Source organism: Thiohalocapsa sp. ML1 (genome assembly GCF_001469165.1).
Lineage (GTDB): Bacteria > Pseudomonadota > Gammaproteobacteria > Chromatiales > Chromatiaceae > Thiohalocapsa.
Window position 1 is genome coordinate 1 of record NZ_JABX01000053.1, and the last position, 19,287, is coordinate 19,287.

Annotated in this window: 16 protein-coding genes; all 16 read left to right on the plus strand. The window is 71.3% G+C overall.

The genetic code is table 11. The features are described from left to right. On the plus strand, positions 1–541 hold a 541-nt coding region (locus ML01_RS23140; protein WP_216819257.1), incomplete at its 5' end, for a hypothetical protein. Between the two features lie 183 nt (positions 542–724). Next, the gene (locus ML01_RS23145) at positions 725–1,363 is read left to right on the plus strand and encodes a DUF4255 domain-containing protein (protein WP_058557761.1); all 639 of its coding nucleotides are present in this window, start codon (positions 725–727) and stop codon (positions 1,361–1,363) included. Further along, positions 1,360–2,283, plus strand: coding sequence for a hypothetical protein (locus ML01_RS23150; RefSeq protein ID WP_058557762.1), 924 nt, complete (start codon positions 1,360–1,362; stop codon positions 2,281–2,283). The genes ML01_RS23145 and ML01_RS23150 overlap by 4 nt, the downstream gene beginning before the upstream one ends. A 118-nt stretch (positions 2,284–2,401) precedes the next feature. After that, positions 2,402–4,645, plus strand: a complete 2,244-nt coding sequence (locus tag ML01_RS23155) for a phage tail sheath subtilisin-like domain-containing protein (RefSeq protein ID WP_058557763.1) — start codon at positions 2,402–2,404, stop codon at positions 4,643–4,645. A gap of 247 nt (positions 4,646–4,892) precedes the next feature. Further along, positions 4,893–5,354: a phage tail protein gene (locus tag ML01_RS23160; RefSeq protein ID WP_058557764.1), complete on the plus strand. Its 462-nt coding sequence runs from the start codon at positions 4,893–4,895 to the stop codon at positions 5,352–5,354. A 76-nt stretch (positions 5,355–5,430) separates the two neighbouring features. Then, entirely contained in the window at positions 5,431–7,110 is a 1,680-nt protein-coding gene (locus tag ML01_RS23165) for a hypothetical protein (protein WP_058557765.1), read from the plus strand. After that, positions 7,103–7,624 (plus strand): phage tail protein, encoded by a 522-nt coding sequence (locus ML01_RS23170; RefSeq protein ID WP_058557766.1) that lies wholly within the window; start codon positions 7,103–7,105, stop codon positions 7,622–7,624. The genes ML01_RS23165 and ML01_RS23170 overlap by 8 nt, the downstream gene beginning before the upstream one ends. A gap of 1 nt (position 7,625) precedes the next feature. Beyond that, a complete protein-coding gene (locus ML01_RS23175) occupies positions 7,626–8,558 on the plus strand; it encodes a hypothetical protein (protein WP_156427937.1) in 933 nt (310 codons plus the stop codon). 129 nt (positions 8,559–8,687) lie between these two features. Beyond that, positions 8,688–8,897 carry a hypothetical protein gene (locus ML01_RS23180; protein ID WP_058557767.1) on the plus strand — a complete coding sequence of 70 codons (210 nt, stop codon included), beginning with the start codon at positions 8,688–8,690 and terminating at the stop codon, positions 8,895–8,897. A gap of 4 nt (positions 8,898–8,901) precedes the next feature. Then, positions 8,902–9,951, plus strand: coding sequence for a phage late control D family protein (locus ML01_RS23185; protein ID WP_058557768.1), 1,050 nt, complete (start codon positions 8,902–8,904; stop codon positions 9,949–9,951). Further along, the gene (locus tag ML01_RS23190) at positions 9,948–10,631 is read left to right on the plus strand and encodes a phage baseplate assembly protein V (protein ID WP_058557769.1); all 684 of its coding nucleotides are present in this window, start codon (positions 9,948–9,950) and stop codon (positions 10,629–10,631) included. Before ML01_RS23185 ends, ML01_RS23190 begins: the two co-directional genes overlap by 4 nt. Before the next feature lie 6 nt (positions 10,632–10,637). Then, positions 10,638–12,845 (plus strand): hypothetical protein, encoded by a 2,208-nt coding sequence (locus ML01_RS23195; RefSeq protein WP_058557770.1) that lies wholly within the window; start codon positions 10,638–10,640, stop codon positions 12,843–12,845. Between the two features lie 93 nt (positions 12,846–12,938). Further along, positions 12,939–13,337 carry a GPW/gp25 family protein gene (locus tag ML01_RS23200; RefSeq protein ID WP_058557771.1) on the plus strand — a complete coding sequence of 133 codons (399 nt, stop codon included), beginning with the start codon at positions 12,939–12,941 and terminating at the stop codon, positions 13,335–13,337. Positions 13,338–13,397: 60 nt separating this feature from the next. Beyond that, positions 13,398–15,635 (plus strand): baseplate J/gp47 family protein, encoded by a 2,238-nt coding sequence (locus ML01_RS23205; RefSeq protein ID WP_058557772.1) that lies wholly within the window; start codon positions 13,398–13,400, stop codon positions 15,633–15,635. Next, entirely contained in the window at positions 15,635–18,226 is a 2,592-nt protein-coding gene (locus ML01_RS23210; RefSeq protein WP_058557773.1) for a phage tail protein, read from the plus strand. Before ML01_RS23205 ends, ML01_RS23210 begins: the two co-directional genes overlap by 1 nt. Before the next feature lie 73 nt (positions 18,227–18,299). Further along, entirely contained in the window at positions 18,300–19,223 is a 924-nt protein-coding gene (locus ML01_RS23215) for a hypothetical protein (protein WP_058557774.1), read from the plus strand. Positions 19,224–19,287 lie beyond the last annotated feature (64 nt).

The following is a 19,287-nucleotide window of genomic DNA, read 5'->3' on the forward strand; positions in this document are numbered from 1 at the left end:
GGTTCTCTCCCAAACCAACCTGGTCACTCAGGGGGGCTTGGATTTCCTATCCGTGGCCACGGCTGCCGATGCGGCAACCGGACCGACGCCGGCGGCACCGGGCGACGATCTCACGTGCGATTCCGGCCCTCATCCCGGTCCGGAACAACGCACGGACGCCAATTCCGATTTCGCCGGGGATCTCGAAGTCGGCGTCCCAATCGCCGATGCCGATGGCGAGACCATCGAGCGGTTGGCCGGTGAGGTGTTGCGATATCTGCAGCGCTACCCGAACGCCGCGGACACGGTGGAGGGTATCGCGCAATGGTGGATCGCCCGCCAACGGCTGTTCGAGACGCGGGCGCACGTGCGCGCTGCGCTCGATCGCCTGGTGACGCGCCGTCTGGTCGAGGCCGCTGGCAGCGCCGATGGGCAACCGCGCTATCGGTTGCGGCGGGGCGCGTCGGCACCGGCTGCGCGCGCTGGCGATGCGCAGGTGCATGGCACCGCGCCCCGCGATCACGACCCCGAGCCTGATCCCGATAGGGCGCCCGATCCCTGAAACACCTGCTCACCCTTCGCTCCGCCAACAGTTGACACAAAGATCGACAACCGAGCCAAGCATGCATCAGCCAACCATCGCCCGGTCCGCGCTGCACCGCCTGACCCGCAATTTGACCCGCAACGGCCCGAGCGCGCGTCGATGAGCCCGTCTGCGAACCAACGCTCGGGGGTCGCCTGAATCATGGCCTCGTTTGCTGGCGTGCGCGGCACCCTGCTGGCCCTGGAGGCCCATCTCCAGCGTCGGCTGCCGGCGGAATGGCAGCAGGGGACGATGAACGCCCGGGTGCGCCTGCTCGGCAGCAGCGACCTCGGCAGCGCGCTCAGCGGTAATCTGCTGGGGCTATACCTTTACCGGATCGAGGTTGACGCCTTCGGTCGCAACCGCCCACTGGCGGTGCCCGGTCGCGACGGCACCACGCTGCACGCCGAGCTGCCGGTGAACCTCAAGCTGTTGTTGATCGCCAACGCCACCAGTGCCGAGCACGAGGCCGACCTGATGGCCTGGGCAATGATCGAGCTGGCCAATTACACCCATCTCGACGCGGCAATACTCCAGGACGGCGACCGGGACTGGCACCGGGAGGAGGTGTTGGCGGTGATCCCGGCGGAACTCAGCAATGAGGACCTGCTGCGACTGTGGGACCAATTCGAGGCCAGCTACACGCTGACGGTGGCCTATGACGTGCGCACGGTGCGTCTGCGGCTGGCGCCGGCGATCAGCGAGGGGCCGGACATCGGCACCCGCGCATTCCCGGTTGGCGGCGTCGATGCCCGGATCGGTCGACCAGAACTGCCGGGTCCGGCGGGCGGTGCCGGATGACGGCGACCGGGCCGGTGCGCGTCCTCGAGACGCTGGTACGCCATGGCAGTGACCTGCTGCGCTGGCGCGACGCCACCTCGGCGCCGGACCCCGACGCCTTTGCGGATATGGCGCTCCTCGCCCGGCCCGTGGTGGTCACCTTCGACGATCCGCCGCCGGACCTGGTGTGGCTGCACAAGCCGGGGCGCACCGCCCTGTGGCGCCGCCCGACCCAGGACATCGTGCCGGGCCTGGCCAGTGCTGCCGAGCGCGCGCGACCGGCGGTGGACGAGACGCGCGACCTGTTCGACCTGCACGGGGTCGTGGCCGACCCAGTCGGCAGTTTCCAGCCGCGTCGCTTCGCGCTGCGCGCCGGGGCTGGCGCCGGGCACGACCTGCTGCTCTATCCCAGCCCGCAGGGCACCCGCTTCGGCGGTGGTGGCGGCCTGGTCGGCTCGCTGCGCTTCGACTTGTTGCCGGAGCCAGCCCCAGCCCCGGCACCAGCCCCAGCACCAGGACCGGACCCGTTTCTGACGAATCCGCGGCGCCCGGTCGCCTGGGCGCTGATCGAGGTCGCGGTCACCGTCGGCGTCGGCGACATCCGCCGCTTCCGTGCCCAGACCAATGCCAACGGCGACTTCCGCCTGTCGCTGTGGCGGCTGCCGCCACTGCCGGCCGGCACCGCGTCCTATGCCGCGGTGATGTCGGTGCAGGCCGAACTCGCCGCGCTGCCGTCAAGCCCAATCGATCCCGTCGCCCTGACAGCGATGCGGCTCGCCGTGGTGCCGCCGCCAGACCCCAATCCCGATCCGGCTCCCGATCCGGCACCGATCGCCGCCAGCGCCTTCGCTGACACGCTGGCCATTGCCGTCGTGCCGGGGCAGGTGCAGCGCATCCCCGATGCGGTACCGCGCCTGCTGGCGCTGCGACCGGCGGCCTGATCAGTAGCGCTATCGGCATCGGCATTACAGCGACCCCAACCGTCATGACCAGACTTCAGTTTGAATTCCAGGCCAACCCCCAGCCGTTCCAGCCGCCCCAGCCTCAGGAGCACCGGTGATGCCCGAGTATCTCGCCCCAGGCGTATTCGTCGAGGAAGTCAGCTTCCGCGCCAAATCCATCGAGGGGGTCGGCACCAGCGTCGCCGGCATCGTCGGCCCGACCCGCACCGGGCCGCTGCGTGGTAAGCCGGAGGTCGCGACCAGCTTCGCGCGGTTCGTGCAGGTCTTCGGCGACGCGGCGGACCTGGCCCTCGGCGCGGGCGACAACCCACCGACCGTGCTGAACCACACCGCGATCGCCGCGCGGGCCTTCTTCGACAACGGCGGCAAGCAGCTCTTCGTCGTCCGGGTTGCGCGTCACGTCAATGACACCGACAGCGATGGCGCGGTCAACGCGCCCGGCGCCCCGACCTTCGCCACTCGCGCGGACGCCAACAACCATGTCCGGTTCCATGCGCGCTTCCCCGGGGCGGCCGGCAACTGTTGGCTGGAGTTGGCCTGGCGCAACAGCGCGAACCTGCTCCAAACCGACTACCCGGCCAGCCTCGCCGACGGGGAAACCGCATTCCTGACCGCAACTGGCCTGCCGATCGGCGTGCGCGATGCCGCTCTCGGTGACGGCGACGTGCCGGACGCCAGCTTTCCGTTGTCGATCCAGGCCCTGGTCACCCGCGACGGCGCGCGCTACCGCATCGTCGGCAACCGGGCCGTGATCACCGCGGCGATCGGGGTCGTGGCGGCCACCGCGCTGGCGCCTGCTGCCGGTGAGGAGGGGGCGCTGATGGCCGCCGCGCTCGTCAATGGCCCGGACACGGAGATCACCTTCACGCGAATCACCGCGCGGCCACCCGCCAGTGGGCCTTTGGACCCGGCGGCCGCGCCGGACGAGGCGGAACTCCGGTTGGCACGCGAACTCGACCTGTCGGCCCATACCGGCGCCGCCCACTGGGGCCGACTGCGCGCACTGCGCGGCACGCTGACTGCGGACGGCACGGTGTTTACGGTCGCCGCTGGCGGCCCGAACGTCGGCGTCGCGGCGCCCATCGCGGTGCCGCTGTCGCTGCTCGCCGCCGGCCCACCCGGTAGTGCAGTAGTGCAGTTGCGCGAGGACTTCGACCTCGACGTGCGGCGCCGCGGCACCGACGGGGGGCCGGGCGAGGTGGTCTGGTCCATCGGCAACCTCAGCATCGCGCCGACCGGTGAACGCAGCCTCGGGGCGCTGTTGCCGGCCCGCCCGGAACGCAGAGAACAGCAACTGATCCGTCCGATCCGCTGCACCATTGGCGCCGGTGCCACGACCCGTGCGCTGGTCCTCGCTGCCCTCGACAGCCTGTTCGAGCCCCGCTACCGCGTGCCGGTCGAGCCCAACGGCGACGGCCCGCGCTATCTGATCGAACTTCGCACCGGCAGCGACGGCGAAGCCCCGGTGGCGACCGACTACACCGGCGAGACCGACATCACCCAGGGCAGCACCGGCTTCGCGGCGCTGGAGGACATCGAGGACGTCAGCATCCTGATGTGCCCGGCCGCCGCCGCGCATGCGGAGAGCCACCAGGGCGTCGTCTCGGCGATGTGGTCGCACTGCAACCGGATGCGCTATCGCGTCGGCATCGTCGATTCGCGTCAGGGCATGGCGCTGTCCGAGGTCCGCGAGCTGGCCTCGCAATTCCCGAGCAACCGCCTCGCGCTGTATTACCCCTGGATCGTTACCAGCGACCCGACCGGCGTGCGGCCCGAGATCACCGTGCCGCCGGCCGGCTTCATCGCCGGCATCTATGCCAATACCGATGTCAATCGCGGCGTTCACAAGGCCCCGGCCAATGAGCCCATCATCGGTGCGCTGCGCCTCGCGCAGGACATCAACCGCTTCCAGCAGGAATTGCTGAATCCCAACGGCGTGAATTGCCTGCGCTCGTTCCCCGGTGGCGGCCATCGCGTCTGGGGCGGGCGCACGCTCGATGTCCGCGACCCGGAGTGGAAGTACGTCAACGTCCGGCGCTATTTTCTGTATCTGGAGCGCTCTATCGACAAGTCCACGCAATGGGTGGTGTTCGAGCCCAACGGCGAGCGGCTGTGGGCCAACGTGCGCTCCGCGGTCGAGGATTTTCTGTACAACGAATGGTTCAACGGTCGGCTGCTCGGCGGCTCACCGAAGGCCGCCTATTTCGTGCGCTGCGATCGCAGCACCATGACCCAGAACGATCTGGACAACGGGCGGCTGGTCTGCCTGGTCGGCGTCGCGCCGCTGACCCCGGCCGAGTTTGTGATCTTCCGGGTCGGGCAGAAGACTGCGGATGGGTGAGAGTTCGTTGTCGTAATCGTAAGGTCGGCGCGAGAGCGCTTGGGCAAACACAAATTCCCAATCGAAATCGAAATCGAAATCGCGATTGCGATGGACATGCCTTGACCTTGTGCTGGTGATGCTGCCTTCGATGCCGATACCGATACCGATACCGATGCCGATACCGATTTCGATTTCGATTGCAGCTTCACCGACACACCGTGCCGCCAACCATTAACACAATATCAACTGTCAGGCAGGTAACCCGATGCCCGAATTCAGAGAAACGCCCTACGGTGCGTTCAATTACCTGGTCAATCTCGGGGACGGCTCCGAGGGGACCGTCTACGGCGGCTTCTCGGAGGTCTCCGGCCTCAATGCCGAGATCACCGTTGCCGAATACCGCAACGGCAACGCCGCGGTCAGCTACGTGTCCAAGGTGCCCGGTATCCACAAGGCCGGCGACGTGACGCTGAAACGCGGTGTGATCGGTGCGCAGAACCTCTACGACTGGCTCGAACTCGCGCGTGCCGGGGACCTCACGGCCCGCCGCAACGTCGAGGTCAAACTCAAGTCCGAGAGCGCCAGCAGCCAGAGCGCCGTGGTCACCTGGAAGTTGTTCAACGCGATGCCGATCAAGTGGACCGGCCCGACGCTGACCGCGAAGGGCGGCAGCGATGTCGCGATGGAAGAGCTGGTGCTCGCCGTCGAGTACATCGAGCAGTCCTGAGCGCGATGCACCCAACTGCAATGCAGCCGACCGCAATGCAACCAGTACCGCGCAGTCAGCGGGCAGGGCAGGGCCGATGACCAGTGCCGGGCAACTGATGGGCGGGCGGGTCAGCCTGACGCCGCGACCAAAGCGTCGGCGCGAGCCGGCGCTGGTCGCGGCGCTGCTCGGCCATCTGCCGGGCGCGGTGCGGCTCGACCGCCTACGACCGGACGCGCGGGCACTGATGCGCGAGGCCGGGCTCGGCGAGGCCGTCGATCACCTGGATCCCCGCGGGCTCACACCCCCCAGCGTCACGCCTGACGAACTGGCGCGCATCCGGGCGCTGGAGCACCTGCCCATCCCGCTCGCGGCGAGCGCCGAGCTCGACGACATCTTCCCGGATGCCCGCGCCGACGATCAGCCGACCGGCCATCGCAGCCTGCTCGCGGGCAGCGGGGTCTGGCTGCCGCAGGCGGTCGATGACTTCTTTGCGAACGGTGGCGAGCGGCTCTGGATCGTGCGCATCCCGCCCGGCGAGGGCCGCGCCGGCTTTCAGCCGCGGAGCCTGTCGCTCGCGCCGCCGCCCGTCGCCAACCCCGCGGCGCCCGGTGGCTGTGACGAGCTCGGGCCGGTGGGGCCGCTGTCGTTGCTTCGGTCGCTCGACCTGCGCGGGCTCGCGACGCTGCTGCCGATCCCGGAGATCGCCGTGATCGCCGCACCGGACCTGGAGCGCCTGTTGATCGCCGCCGGTCTCCCCGAAATCCCACGGGTACGCATACCCAACGCAGCGCCGCGATTCGTGCCCTGCGGCGTCTCGCTCGATGACGATCACCGCGAGCGCCGCCACGGCAGCGAGATCCCCGACCGCGGGCAGACCCAGCCCGACGCCGATGAGCCCGCCTGCTCGCTCACGCTGATCCGGCGCATCGCCGCGACGCTCGCGACCTGGCGCCCGGACTGCCAGTACCTGCACACGCTGCCGTTGACCTGGTCGGCGGCGGCCGGCATGCCAGCGCTGCATCCGGCGGTCGCCGCCGCCCTCACCGCCGACCGCGGTACCCGCGCCGGGGCCGCGCTCAAGCGCGTGCAACTGCTGTGGCCCTATCTGCGCGGCCCGCGCTTTGCGCTGGCGAGCCCGACCGGGGTCATTGCCGGGCGCATGGCCGCGGTCGCGCGCGCCGAGGGGCCCTGGCGCTCGGTCGCCGGTCGCGCGCTGGTCACCGATGCCGCGCCCTGGCCACCGGTCGGCCCGAGCGCGGTCGCCGCGTTGCGGGTGACCCCCGGCGTTGGCGTGCTGGTGCAGCGCAGCGGGCGCGTGGAGCTGGAAGACGAACGGCTCGCGGTGCCGGCGCTGCACGCCGATGACTATTTGCCGGTCGGGCTGCCGGCCTGGGGCGTGGCCGCCGACCCGGCCCGCTGGGACGGCTGGCGTGCCGGTGAGGTGGTGCGCTTCATCGGCTTTCTGCTGCGGCGCCTGCGCGCGTTGGGCGACCGGCTGGTGTTCGATCTCGATCCGCGCGACCCGCGCCCGCGGCTGTTGCTCGAAGAGCTGTTTCGAGGACTGCACGCGGCGGGTGCGCTGCGCGGCGCGCTGCCGGAGGAGGGCTTTCGGCTGCGCGAGGGCGTCGCCGGTGCCGGCATCATCGCCTGGGACATCGAGCTGGCCCCGGCCTTCCCGATCGACCGCCTGCGGCTCAGCTTCGTCAATCGCCATGGTGAATGGCAGGCCGGGTTGCTGCAGGAGCGCACCGGCGCCGGGGTATTGAATGACTGAGCTGTTCATCCCGTTCCGCTTTCTGGTGACGCTGTTCTCGGCGGACAAGGCCGATGGTGCGACCGCCGCGGATACGCCGGAAGCCAATCGCGCCGAGAGCGGCGGCATCCTTTGCGGTGGCCAGTTCAGCGAGGTCACCGGGCTCGAGGTGACGATGACCCCGAAGACCATTACCGAGGGCGGGCGCAACTGGGGCGCGCTGCAGCGCAGCGGGCCGACCAGCTTCAGCGCGGTGACGCTAAAACGCGGCGTGACCACGATCAACGACCTGTGGGCCTGGTTCGATGTGACTACCCGCGGGGCCAACTACGGCTATCGGCTGCGCGGCGAGATCAGCGTGCTCGGCAACCCGCGCGGTGGCGGGGAACCGGCGCCGGTGATGACGTTTAAGCTCACCAACGTGCTGCCGGTCAAGTTCAAGGGTCCGGACCTCTCGGCCACGGCGAATCAGGTGGCCATCGAGGAGCTGCAATTGGTCCATGAGGGGCTTGAACTGGTCAGGCCGGGGGGGTGACATGACCGAACCCACCCACGCCAAGCTGTTTCCGGTCGAAGGCCCGGCCGATCGCGGCGATCCGGCCACCGCGATCGACGTGCAGTTCAACCCGATGACGCTGAAGGTGGCGCTGTCCAATGCGCTGAAGGCGAATGAGAATGCCGACAACGGCAGCGCCGCGCAATTCGTCGACAAGAGCACGTCGAGCCTGACCGTGGAACTCCAGTTCGACACCAGCATCGAGGACACCGATGTGCGGCTCAAGACCAAGGCGATCGCCGAGGCCTTCATGAAGCCGGGCGAGTCCGGTGACCAGCAGCTTGCCCCCAAGCGCTGCCTGTTCCAGTGGGGCGCCTTCGAGTTCGTCGGCATGATGGCGAGCTACGACGAGACGCTGGACTTCTTTTCCCCCGAGGGCACGCCGCTGCGGGCGACGCTCGGCATCAAGCTGAACGAGGACCGCTACCAGTTCCGCCAGTCGGCGGCGCGCAAGTCCGCCCGCGAGACCCCGACCTTCGGCGGCGCTGGCGCCGATACCGCGTCGACCGCCAACAAAGACGCCGGGCAGGACGAGCGCGCCTGGCGCGATACGGCCATGTACAACGGCCAGGAGTCGCCGCGGCAGCCGGCCCCGGCCGGGCTAGCGGTGCCGGGTCAGACCGCGAGTGCAGCGCTCGGCGCGCAGGCCGCAATCGGCGCCAGTGGTTCGCTCACTGCCGGCCCGAAGGCCGACATCGGCGCCCCCGGCTTCAGCTTCGGCGCCTCGGCGACGCTCGGCACCGAAATCCCCGGCGCCTTCTCACCGGCGGCGGTCTCGCGGATCGGGCCGCCGCCGGGGATGCCGGTTAGCCCCGTCGCGCCGGGTTCAGCGGGTGCCGGGCTGCCGCGTCCAGGCCTTGGTGTCGGTATCGAGGCTGGCGTTCGGGCGAGCAACAGCGTCGGCTTCGACTGATGACTCTGGTAAGAGACGATTCAAGAACAATCGGTAACTCTTTGGTGATTAGCGCCGAGGCTCAGCCGCGGGTAAGTGCCTCCGGAGCAGCGGAGACTTCGACAACGACAACGAACCTGGGATTCACTGATGCCACTGCTGATCGATGAGTTCGAACTGACGCTGTCCGATGAGGCTCCCGGCGACGCCGGGGGGTTCGGCGACGCCGGGAGCGGGCTCGCGCCAGGCGGGCGCGCGGCACCCGGCGCGACGCTGACCCCGCTCGACGGCGAGGAAGGCGCGCTTGCCGCGACGCTCGACTTGATCCGCGAGCGCCGCGCGCGGTTGCTGGTGGACTGAGCCGATGGACGCCGCGTTCGTCAGCGCCCGCCCGCAACTTCGCATCGACGGCGAGGTTCGCGTCGATCTGGATGCGGGCCTGCGCGCGCTGACCGTGAACCGACCGCTACACGGCATGGCCCATGCCGAGTTGCAACTGGTCTTCTGGGGCGCCGCCGATGACGATCCGGGGCCCAGTTACCGTTTTCTGGATGTCGCACTCGGCGCTGCGGTCAGCATCGCGTTCGGGCAGGACACGCCGGTCGAGGTCTTTGCCGGCGAGATCACGGCCATCGAGGAGCGCTACGGTGGCGGGGCGCCGCGGTTGGTGCTGCTGGCGCAGGACCGCCTGCACCGCCTGGCCCGGCAGCGGCGCAGCCGCAGCTTCGACGACCAGAGCCTGGACGCGGTGATCGGCACGATCGCGAGCGACGAGGGCCTGAGCGCCGACGCGAACGTCTCCGCGGTCAGCGCCACCTGGCACCAGTTGAATGAGAGCGATCTGGGCCTGCTGTTCCGGCTCATGGCACCGTTCGGCATGGCGCTGCGGCTCGACGGCGAGACGCTGCGCGCGCGCGCCGAAGCGCCGGACCCGGCGCCGATCGTGCTCGACACCAACGACAACGCGCTCGACCTGCGCCTGATCGCCGACCTGGCGCACCAGCCCGGCGAGGTGCGCATCAGCGGCTTCGACCCGACTGCCGACGAGGACCTCGCGGCCAGCGCCGGCGCGCCGACCCAGGCCGGCGGCGGGCAGGATGCGGCGGCGGTGCTCGGCACGCTCGGCTGGCCGGCGGTGGAGCCCCTGCCGCGACCGTTCCCGTGGCGCCAGGGGCTGGCCGATGGCTATGCGCAGGGCCAGTTCGACCGTCGCGCGCACGGCTTCGTGGCCGGTGCGGCCCGCTGTGTCGGCGACCCGCAGCTCGCGCCGGGCCGCGAGGTGGACCTGACCGGCACCACGCCGCGGTTCGCCGGGCGTTATCGGGTGGTGCACTGCGTGCACCGGTTCGACGCCAGCGACGGCTATCAGACTCATCTGCGCCTCGCGCGCAGTGGTTTCGGGGGTGACCAATGAGCGCGACCGGTGCGCTCGGCGGCCACGCCCCCGGCGAACTCAACGCGTTGCACCTGGCGCGGGTCATCGAGAACGCCGACCCGGACGGTCGCGGACGGGTGCAGGTGTTGCTGCTCGCCCTCGGGGTCGAGGTCTGGGCCGGCGTCGTCACGGCCTCCGCCGGCAGCGGCTACGGCGTCAGTTGCCTGCCGCGCAAGCAGGAGATCGTCGTCGTCGCCTTCGTCGCGCCGGAGCTGCCGCTGGTGCTCGGCAGCATCTGGTGCGGCGCCGACCCGGCCCCGGTCGAGGCCGATCCGGTCGAGGACGTGTACCTGCTGCGCACACCGGCCGGTGTCGTCGTCGAGCTCGACGACGGCGACGGCCCCAGCCTGACGCTGACGACGCCGGCCGGCTACAGCGTCGTCATCACCGACGGCGAAGGCGGCGAGATAGCGATCACGCGCGGCGGCCAGAGCGTCACGCTGACCCCGGCGGAGATCAGTATTCAGTCCAGCGGGCCGATCAGCATCCAGGCCGGCGGCAGCGTCGATGTGCAGGCCAGCGCGGTCAACATCAGCGCCGGCATGGTCAAGGTCGATGCCGGCATGTCGAAGTTCAGCGGCGTCGTGCAGGCCGATACCGTCATCACCAATGCCGTCGTCGGCACCTCCTACACGCCGGGCGCCGGCAACATCTGGTAGCCGCCGATGCCCCTGCGACCCCATCAGGCCCGCACTCGCGCCAACCATCCGGTGGCCTTCACCGCGCCGTTCTACGCGAGCGACGCCGATCACGGTCTGTGCCTGCACCGCTATCTGGACACCGAGTTCATCCCGCGCTTCCTGACGGACCTGACCCGCGGTCGGCTCATCGACCCCAGCCGCGAGTCCTGGTGGCAGTCGGATCGGTTCAGCCCGCACGGCGCTGAGCTGATCCTGCGCCTGCCGGTGCACCGGACCTTTTACCTGGTCGCCTGTGAGCTGGTCTGTGACCAACCCTCGCGACCGGCGCTCGACCCCGCGCGCATCCGCTCCGCGGGTTTTGTGATCCGTCGCCGCATCGGCTCGGCGCCAGCACCGGCCACCGCGCTGGCGCAGAACGGCGGCGGGCAGCGCGCGGCGGGCCTGCTCGCGACGCTGCGGGCGCGTCTCAAGCCCGCGGCGTCCCGCTGTCCTGGCGCAGAAAGTTCGGCTGATCAGGCGGCGTCGCAAAAGGGGTTGCAGCAGGGCGGGGTGTCCCTGTCCGTCACGACCGACCGGCTCGTGAGTGACGCCCGGGGCACGGCGGACCTGGCGGCGGTCGAGGCCGGGTCCCAGGCCCTTGCGGACCTGCGACCGCAGGCCGTGGATGCACGCTGGATGATCGAGGACGGCGAGCCCCTGGGCTGGCAGCGCGCCCCGGTGAGCGCTGATGCGCCCGCCACCGAGCCTGACCCGGACCCCAGCCGGCGCGTCGCGGCCCGGCGCGCCGAGCGTCGCGCTTTGGCCAATCGGGGCGCGGCCAATCGCGGTGCGGTCGAACGGGGGCGTGCCGGGGTCGGCCGGAACGCGACCGGGAACGCGCGCCGGGCGACACCGGTCGGGATTACGCCGGCCTATACCGGCGAGGAGACCCACCCGCTGCACCCGGTGTTGGTCACGGATGCCGATGGCCGGCCGCACACCATCCTTTACGGCTTCCTGCCGCTCGGCGGACAGTCGCTCGCGCCCGGCAACCCGTTCGATCCGACCGACGAGGACACCGCGCTGGCCGCCGAGCGCGACCGGTTGACCTGGCCGTTCGGGCATCGCGGTCGCGCCAATTTGCACTGGCAGACCGGCGATGGCGCGCTGGTCGCGGACGGGCAGCCGTCGCGCGCCTGTTTCGAGTGGCTCGAGCTGCTGGTCAATCGCTATCACCTGGGCGAGTCGGGACGGGTCGGCCCGGACCCGCTCAACGACGACCTGGCGGCGGCGGCGGAACGGTTGCTGTTTGAGCCGCCCGGGTCCCAGATGACCACGGAGAAGACTACCGGGAGGACCTCCGGGAAGGCGAACGGGAGGACCTCCGAGAGGACCACCGAGAGGACGACCGGGATGTCCGCCGGGAAGGCGACCGGGAGGACCATCGGGCGGACGACCGGGAGGGCCACCGGCGGGTTCGATGAGTGGCTGTCGGTCCCGCCCAGCCTGCCCCGCTTCACGCTGCTCGAATACCTGACCGATTGCTTCGCCGCCGGTATCGACAACCCGCTTGCCGCCTGGCTTGCGGACCGCCGACAGGCGATCGATGCGGCCGGCGGCACGCCGACCGCGGCGCTGCTCGGTCGGCTGCCAAACCCCTCGGGCGAGGGCGACCTGGCCGGCCTGTCGCTCGCGATCACCGCCGCCGACGCCGAGGAGTGGCGGCTGCTGCTTGGGCAGCGCCTGCTCGATCAGGCGCGGCGCACCGGCGCCGAGCTGCCGATCCCGAAGTTCCGGCAGACCCAGGACGACCTCTATCAGGTGATCCCGTTTGTGCGCGCGGTCGATGACGCCGGCTGCGAGCGCCTGACCTGGGCCGCGCCGACGGTGCGCAGCGCGCCGTTCCGCGTCGCCGCCCCGTTCGACCCGGACGCGAGCCGCCCGGTGCTGATCCAGATGCCGGGGCTCGGCGACCTCAAGCGCGGGCTGGCGAAGGGCGCGGCGATGCTGGTGCCGCCGGACACCGCGCGGATGCTCGATGCGCTGAACATCGAGGAGGGCGTGGGCCCGGACCTGGCCGTGGCACCCCCGGCCGAGGGCGGTCTCGACGTGCAGATGATCTGCTCCTTCAGCCTGCCGATCATCACGCTGGTCGCGATGATCCTGCTGATGATCATGGTGATGATCCTGAACATGATCTTCTTCTGGCTGCCTTGGGTGAAGATCTGTTTGCCGTTTCCGAAGATGAAGTAAGAAAGCAGCAAGACCAACGAAATCGGTATCGATACCGATACCGATTCCGATTCCGATTCCGAGTATGTGCTGTTGCCGACCAGAGGAAACACGATGACCAGCGTTCTGCCCCTGATCCAAAGCTGGCCGCTCGGCGGTATCGCCACCGATGGCCGCTTGCCGTTCGCGCGCGATGACGAGAGCGTGCGGGAGGTGATGCTGAATATCCTGCTGACGCGCCCCGGCGAGCGGTTGATGCGCCCGCAGTTCGGCGCGGGGCTGCTCGACTTTATCCATCAGCCGAACAACCAGACCACGCGCGCGCTGATCGCGAGTCTGGTGCAGAAGGCGATCAGTGAATGGGAGACCCGCGTCGTCGTGCTCGGGGTCGGGGTCGAGCCCGACCCGCAGGACCCGGCGACGGTGCACATCGAGGTGCGCTACCGGCTGCGCCACGGTCGCGTGCCGCAGACCCTGGGCCTGAACCTGGTGCTGGCCGGCGGCGGGCGCTGAGCCCGCGCACCCGAGCCAGGGTTCACCGCCAATCCATCCCACCGCCGCGGAGCCAATACCATGCCGCTACCGGTCCCGAGTCTGGACGACCGCCGCTTCGATGACCTCGTCGCCGAGGCCGAGGCCCGGCTGCGCGCGGCCCTGCCGGAGCTGACCCAGCTCGCCCCCGGCGACCCGGTGCATGCGCTGGTGGACCTGCTCGCCTGGCTGACCGAGACCATCCTGTATCGCGCCAACCTGATCCCGGAGCGCCAGCGCCGCGTGCTGTTGAACCTGCTGGCGGTGCCGTTGCGCGCCGCCCGCCCGGCGCGCGGGCTGGTCTGCATCGATGGCGGCCTGCGCGGGGCGCAACTGGCGGCGCTGGTGCCCGAAGGCAGCCAGTTGAGTGGGGCGGGGCAGACCTTCACGACCATCGGCGAGGTGCGCCCGACGCCGCTCGCGCTGGTGACCCTGATAAAGCAGCGCGTGGACGCCGCGACGCTGGCCGACATGGGGCTGAGCGAGCAGGTGTTGCGCGATCAGCATCGGTTGGGGCCGGATGAGTCGCCCGAGCCCTTCGAGCCGCGCGTCTTCGCCCCCGAGCGCGAGCCGCTGGCGCTCACCACCAGCCTGGATGGCTACTACTATCTGGCGCTCCTCGCCCCGCGCGACCTGGCCGGGCGCATGGATGAGCTGCGCCGGGCGCTCGCGGGGCAGACGCTGAACCTCGCGCTGGCCCCGCTCGCCGACGTGCCCGGTGAACTGGCCGATGTCGAGAACCTGCGCGACCGGGTGCTCGTCTGGGAACTGCTGACCGAGAATCCAACCGGCGACGGTGACGGCGAGCGCGATCCCGACGACCTGCTGGTGGTGCCAATCGAGGTCCTCGCCGACAGCTCGGGCGGCGGGCGCCGCGCCGGGGTCGTCCGGCTGCGGCTGCCGCCGAACCCCGACCTGTTCCAGCCGCTGCTGGAGCCGGACCCGCTGTTCGCCGGAGTCGGCGCGCGCCCGCCGGAACTGCCCGGCACGGCGCCACCGGCGCGCGTGGTCGGCTGGCTGCGGCTGCACTGCCCGGAGGAGCCCGCGCTGCCGCTCGGCTATCTGGGCATCAACGGCTGCGAGGTAGTCGGCCAGGCGACCCGGCGCGATCTGATCGTTGGCATCGGCAACGGCCGGCCCGGTCAGGTCATCGATCTGCCGGACCGCGACATCGACCCGGACAGCATCGCGCTCGAGGTCGAGGACGGCGGTGCCTGGGCGCCCTGGCAGCGGGTCGAGGTGCTGACCGGGCGCCCCGCCTCGGCGCCGGTCTACCGGCTCGACGCCCAGGCCGGGCAGGTCCACTTCGGCGACGGGCAGCACGGGCGCCGCCCACCGGAGCGCCGCCGCATCCGCATCGCCCACTATCGCCACGGCGGCGGCATCGCGAGCAACCTGCCGGCAAAGTCCCTGACCACCGTGGCCGGGGCGAGCCGGCTCAGCGTGCGCCAGGAGCGCGCGCTCGGCGGCGGGCGCGACGCCGAATCGGTCGCCGAGGCGGAGCGGCGCATCCCCGAATTCCTGACCCATCGCAACCGCGCCGTCACCGCCGCGGACTTTCGGCAGCTGGCGACCGGCAACCCGCTGAACCCGGTCGCGCGTGCCGAGCTGATCCCGGGCCTGCTGCCCGGCAGCAGCCTTGCGACGCTGCGCCGCGACGTGCCCGGCGTCGTCAGCCTGTTCGTGATCCCGCCTGGCGTGCCGGAACTCGGGTTGACGCCGCGACCGACGCAGGGGCTGCTGAATGACCTGTTTACCTGGATGGTCGATCGCGTCGTGCTCGGCACCGAACTCTACGTGCTGAGCCCGCAGTACATCCCGCTCGCGGTCGGCGTGCAGGTGCGGGTGCGCGACCCGGCGACCGAGCAGCAGACCCTGGCCGCGGTGCGCCAGGCGCTGGTCGAGTACCTTTGGGTGCTCGCGCCCGGCGGCAGCGAGGGCAGTGGCTGGCCGTTCGGCGGCGCGGTGCGTGGCGCGGAACTCGCGACCCGAGTCGGGCGTGTGCCCGGGGTGCGCGAGGTCGGGCCGCTGGTGTTGTTCAACGTCGCGCAGGGGCTCTGGCAGTCCCTCGGTGAGGACGCGGTCCTCGACCTCGCCGACTTCGCGGTGCCGGACCTGCGCGGGGTCAGCGTCGTCACCAGCGGGACGCCGGGCCTGCCTGCCGGGCTTGGGCCGGCGGTGCCCGGGCTCGGCGGTAGCGGTTCGACCGGCGGGGCTGGCACCGGCGGTGATACGGTTCCACGGATCGTCCCGGCGCCGGTGATCCCGGAGCTCTGCTGATGGACGTCAACGGCACGCCGTACTTTCTGCTGCGTGAGCCTGCGGAGTTCGCGCACGGCTCCTCCGCGTTCGGCTGGGACGCCCGGCGCGGCGCGTTCACGCTGCGCCAGGCCCAGCAACTACGCCTGCCGCAGGTGCCGGTTGCCGCCGCGCGTGCGGCCTGGGCCGGTGCTGGCGCGCTGGTGCGCGACCCGTTCGGCCAGGTCGCGCGGGTCGCGCCTGGATCTGAGTTACCCGCCGACACGGGCACCGGCCTGCAACGCGATCACGTGGTGGTTGCTGCCGGTCTTGGCTTCGCGCCGCTGCGCGACGACGCGTTGCGACCGGTCGCAGCGCCCGCGCCCGCCGCCGATGCCCCGTTGCCGCGGCTGGTCGACCTCGCGCTCGGCGGCACGCCCGACGATGCGCGGCTGGTGGTCGGCTATAGTGACGGCGCCGCCCGCCACGGGCTGATCCTGTTCCATCTGGGCCGGCGCTGGCAGCAGGCGCTCGCGCCGGAACTCCCGGCGGCGCCGGTGCGCGCCTGCGTGGACGCCGACGGCGCGGTCTGGTGCGTGACCGCGGGCGCGCTCGTCTACTGCACCGGCGGTCCGCTGCCGCTGCCCTATCGGCGCCAGCCGTTGCGCTTCGAGCCTGCGATCATCACGCCGCACCCGTTCGCCGCGCAATGGACGCGAGCGCTGCCGGCGGACCTGCGCCCGCTCGCGCTCTGTACCGATGCCCGGACGCTTTACCTGCTCGCCGAGGACTGGCCGGGCTGGCCCAGCGATGGCGATGCGGTCCCTGGCGCCGGCCTCGGCACCCAGCGCGTGTTGACCCGCCCGCGCGACCCCGACCCGGCGTTGCCCTGGACCGACTGGCCGGTGGTGGCACCGGCGCTCCCCGCGGGCACCGCGATGCCGTACGCCGTCGATCTCGGCGTGTTCGCGGACGGGCGTCTCGCCGCACCGGCCCCGCGTGAGCCGGGCGATGTCCGGTTCATCCAGCGTGACTGCCCGGTGCTCGAACTCACGCAACATCCGACCACCGGTGTGCGGACCGCCCGCCTGGTGCACGAGCGCTATCCGCGCCACGCGACCGCCTCGCCGCGGCTGGTCGGTAACGTCGATGGGGCGATCTACTACCAAGGGGCGCCGGATCGCAGCGACGCCGGGCCGCGGGTGCTGCTGCTGTCGGCGCTGCCGCGCCCGGCGTTCCCGACCGCAGCGCAGGTGACGCTGCGGCTTGGCCCGGGCGGTGCGGGGCTCGATGCCGGTCGCCCGGACACCCCCTGGCACCGGGTCTACGTCGACGGCTGCATCCCGCCCGGCTGTCGGCTGCGCCTGTTTGCGAAGGCCTACAACGACCCGACCAACCGCAGGGCGGTGCCCTATGCGGAGCAGCCGGCGCCGCTGTGGAATCCGCTCGGCTCGGAGTTGCCGTTTCACGCCCCGCTGGCACCGAACAAGCCTGGCGAGAGCGGCCTGTTCGAGGTGCTGTTGCAGCATCGCGACGGGGCCGTGCGCACGCTGACCGGGCGCTATCTGCAACTGCGCATCCTGATGGAGGGCGACGGCCAGCACACGCCCGCGATCCATGCGCTGCGCATCTACGCCCCGCGCTTCTCGTATCAGGAGGCCTGGCTGCCGCCGCTGTTCCGGCAGCAGGCGGCGCGCGCCGACGCCGATACCGACAACGCTACCGGCGCCGATAGTGGCGCCGCGACCGGCCCGGCCAACGGCGCCGATGTCCGCGAGCGCCTGCTCGCGGCCTGCGAGGGGCTGCTGACGCCGATCGAGGGGCGCATCGCCGCCGCCGAGGCCCTGCTCGACCCGCACGCGGCCCCGTCGGCGCTGCTGCCGGTGCTGGCCGCGACGCTGGGTATCCGGCTGCCACCGGCATGGCCCGAGGCGCGTGCGCGCCGCCTGCTCGCGAGCGGCTGCCTGGTGCAGCAGTGGCGCGGCACCTGGCCGGGGCTGCGGTTGGCGCTCGACATCGCCACCGACGGCGGGGTCGCGCGCGGTGAGGTCGTGATCGTCGAGCACTTCCGGCTGCGGCGCACCTTCGCGACCATCCTCGGGCTGGACCTGGACGACCGCGACCACCCGCTGACACTCGGCACCGGTGAGAGCGGCAACAGCATCGTCGGCGACAGCCTGATCCTGGCCGACGGCGCGAGCCGTGAGTTCCTGGCCCTGCTGGCGCCGGCGCTGGCGCCCGAATTGGACGCAGCGGTCGTCGCCGCGGGCGCGCCGACCGAGGCCCCGCTCGGCAGCGTCGCCGCCGATGCCGGGATCGTCGCCGATTTCTTCGATCGCTACAGCAACCGCGTCAGCGTGCTGTTGCACGGCCCCGCCCGCGCCCGGCGCGGCGCGGTGGAGGCGGTGCTCGCCACCGAGCTGCCAGCGCATCTGTGCGCGCGGATCATCGAGACCGACCGACCGTTCGTGCTCGGGCTGGCGCCACTGCTGGAGATCGACAGCTTCCTGACCAAAACCCCGCCGCCGCGACGCGCGACGCTCGACGACACCTGGCTGGGCCACGAGGGGGTGCTGACCAACCCGGTGGCACTGTCGCCGCGCGACCTGAACGCGCGGGGAGGCGTGGCCTGATGTTGCCCCCAACGCCGCACCCAACGCCTCCCTCCGATGTGCCTGACGCGAACGACCCGACCGGAGACTGCCGATGACCACTGCCAGCGACGCCACCACCCTGCGCACCGACGCGGCCCTGGCCGAGCCGTTGCGGCGGGTTGCGTTCGAGGCCGGCATGCTGCTCGGGCTCGAGGCGACCCGCGATGAGCAGGCCTATCACCGGCGCCGCGTGACCCGCGCGCAGTACTGGCTGCACGGGGCCGGCACCGTTGCCGGGCTGCGCGTCAGCATCGATCCGGTGAGCAGTGCGACGCCCAACGCCAACCAACTGGTCCGGCTGCTGGTCGCCCCCGGCGTCGGCCTCGACGGCCTCGGTCGCGAGCTGCTGCTGCACGAGACGCACTGCCTGGACCTCGGCGAATGGCTGCGGGCGCAGGACCCGGACTGGCTGCGCGGGGGTTTCGACGCCGCCGCGGAACGGCTGCATCTGGGCGTGTTCGCGCGCTATCAGGACTGCCCGGTCGGGCTGCAACCGGTGCTCGCGCGCAAGCTCAACCTCGGCACCGACCCGGTGCAGCCGAGCCGCATCGCCGACGCGGTGCTGCTGGAACTCGATCTGCTCGACCCGACCGTGTCGCTCGATCGCCTGGGCCCCTGGCCGCTGCACGGCCCGGTGCAGGGGGCCGCCGCCGGACCGCTGCCGGACTTGAGCGTCGAGGAGCAGCAGGCGCTCGCCGACCTGCCCGCCGATGCCGACGCCGAACGCGCGCGGCTGACGCTGCGGCTGCGGCTGCTGCACCTGTTCGATGCGCCCTGGTCGGCGCCGGCGCTGACCGCGGACCTGCTGGCGCTGGCGCGGCTGCCGCTCGCGCGCCTGACGCTCGCGACCACGGACCCGGCCACCGACCTGGTCGTGAACCCGGCGCGCATCAGGATCGACAATCTGAGCCGGCCGTTCGTGCCGACTGCGGCCCAACTGGATCAAGCGCTGGCCCAGGCGCTGGCCGCTCCCTGACGCCGCGCGCCCGGCCCTGTTCCATCCGGTTCCCCCTCTTTCATCGGCCCGCCCCCGGAGACTG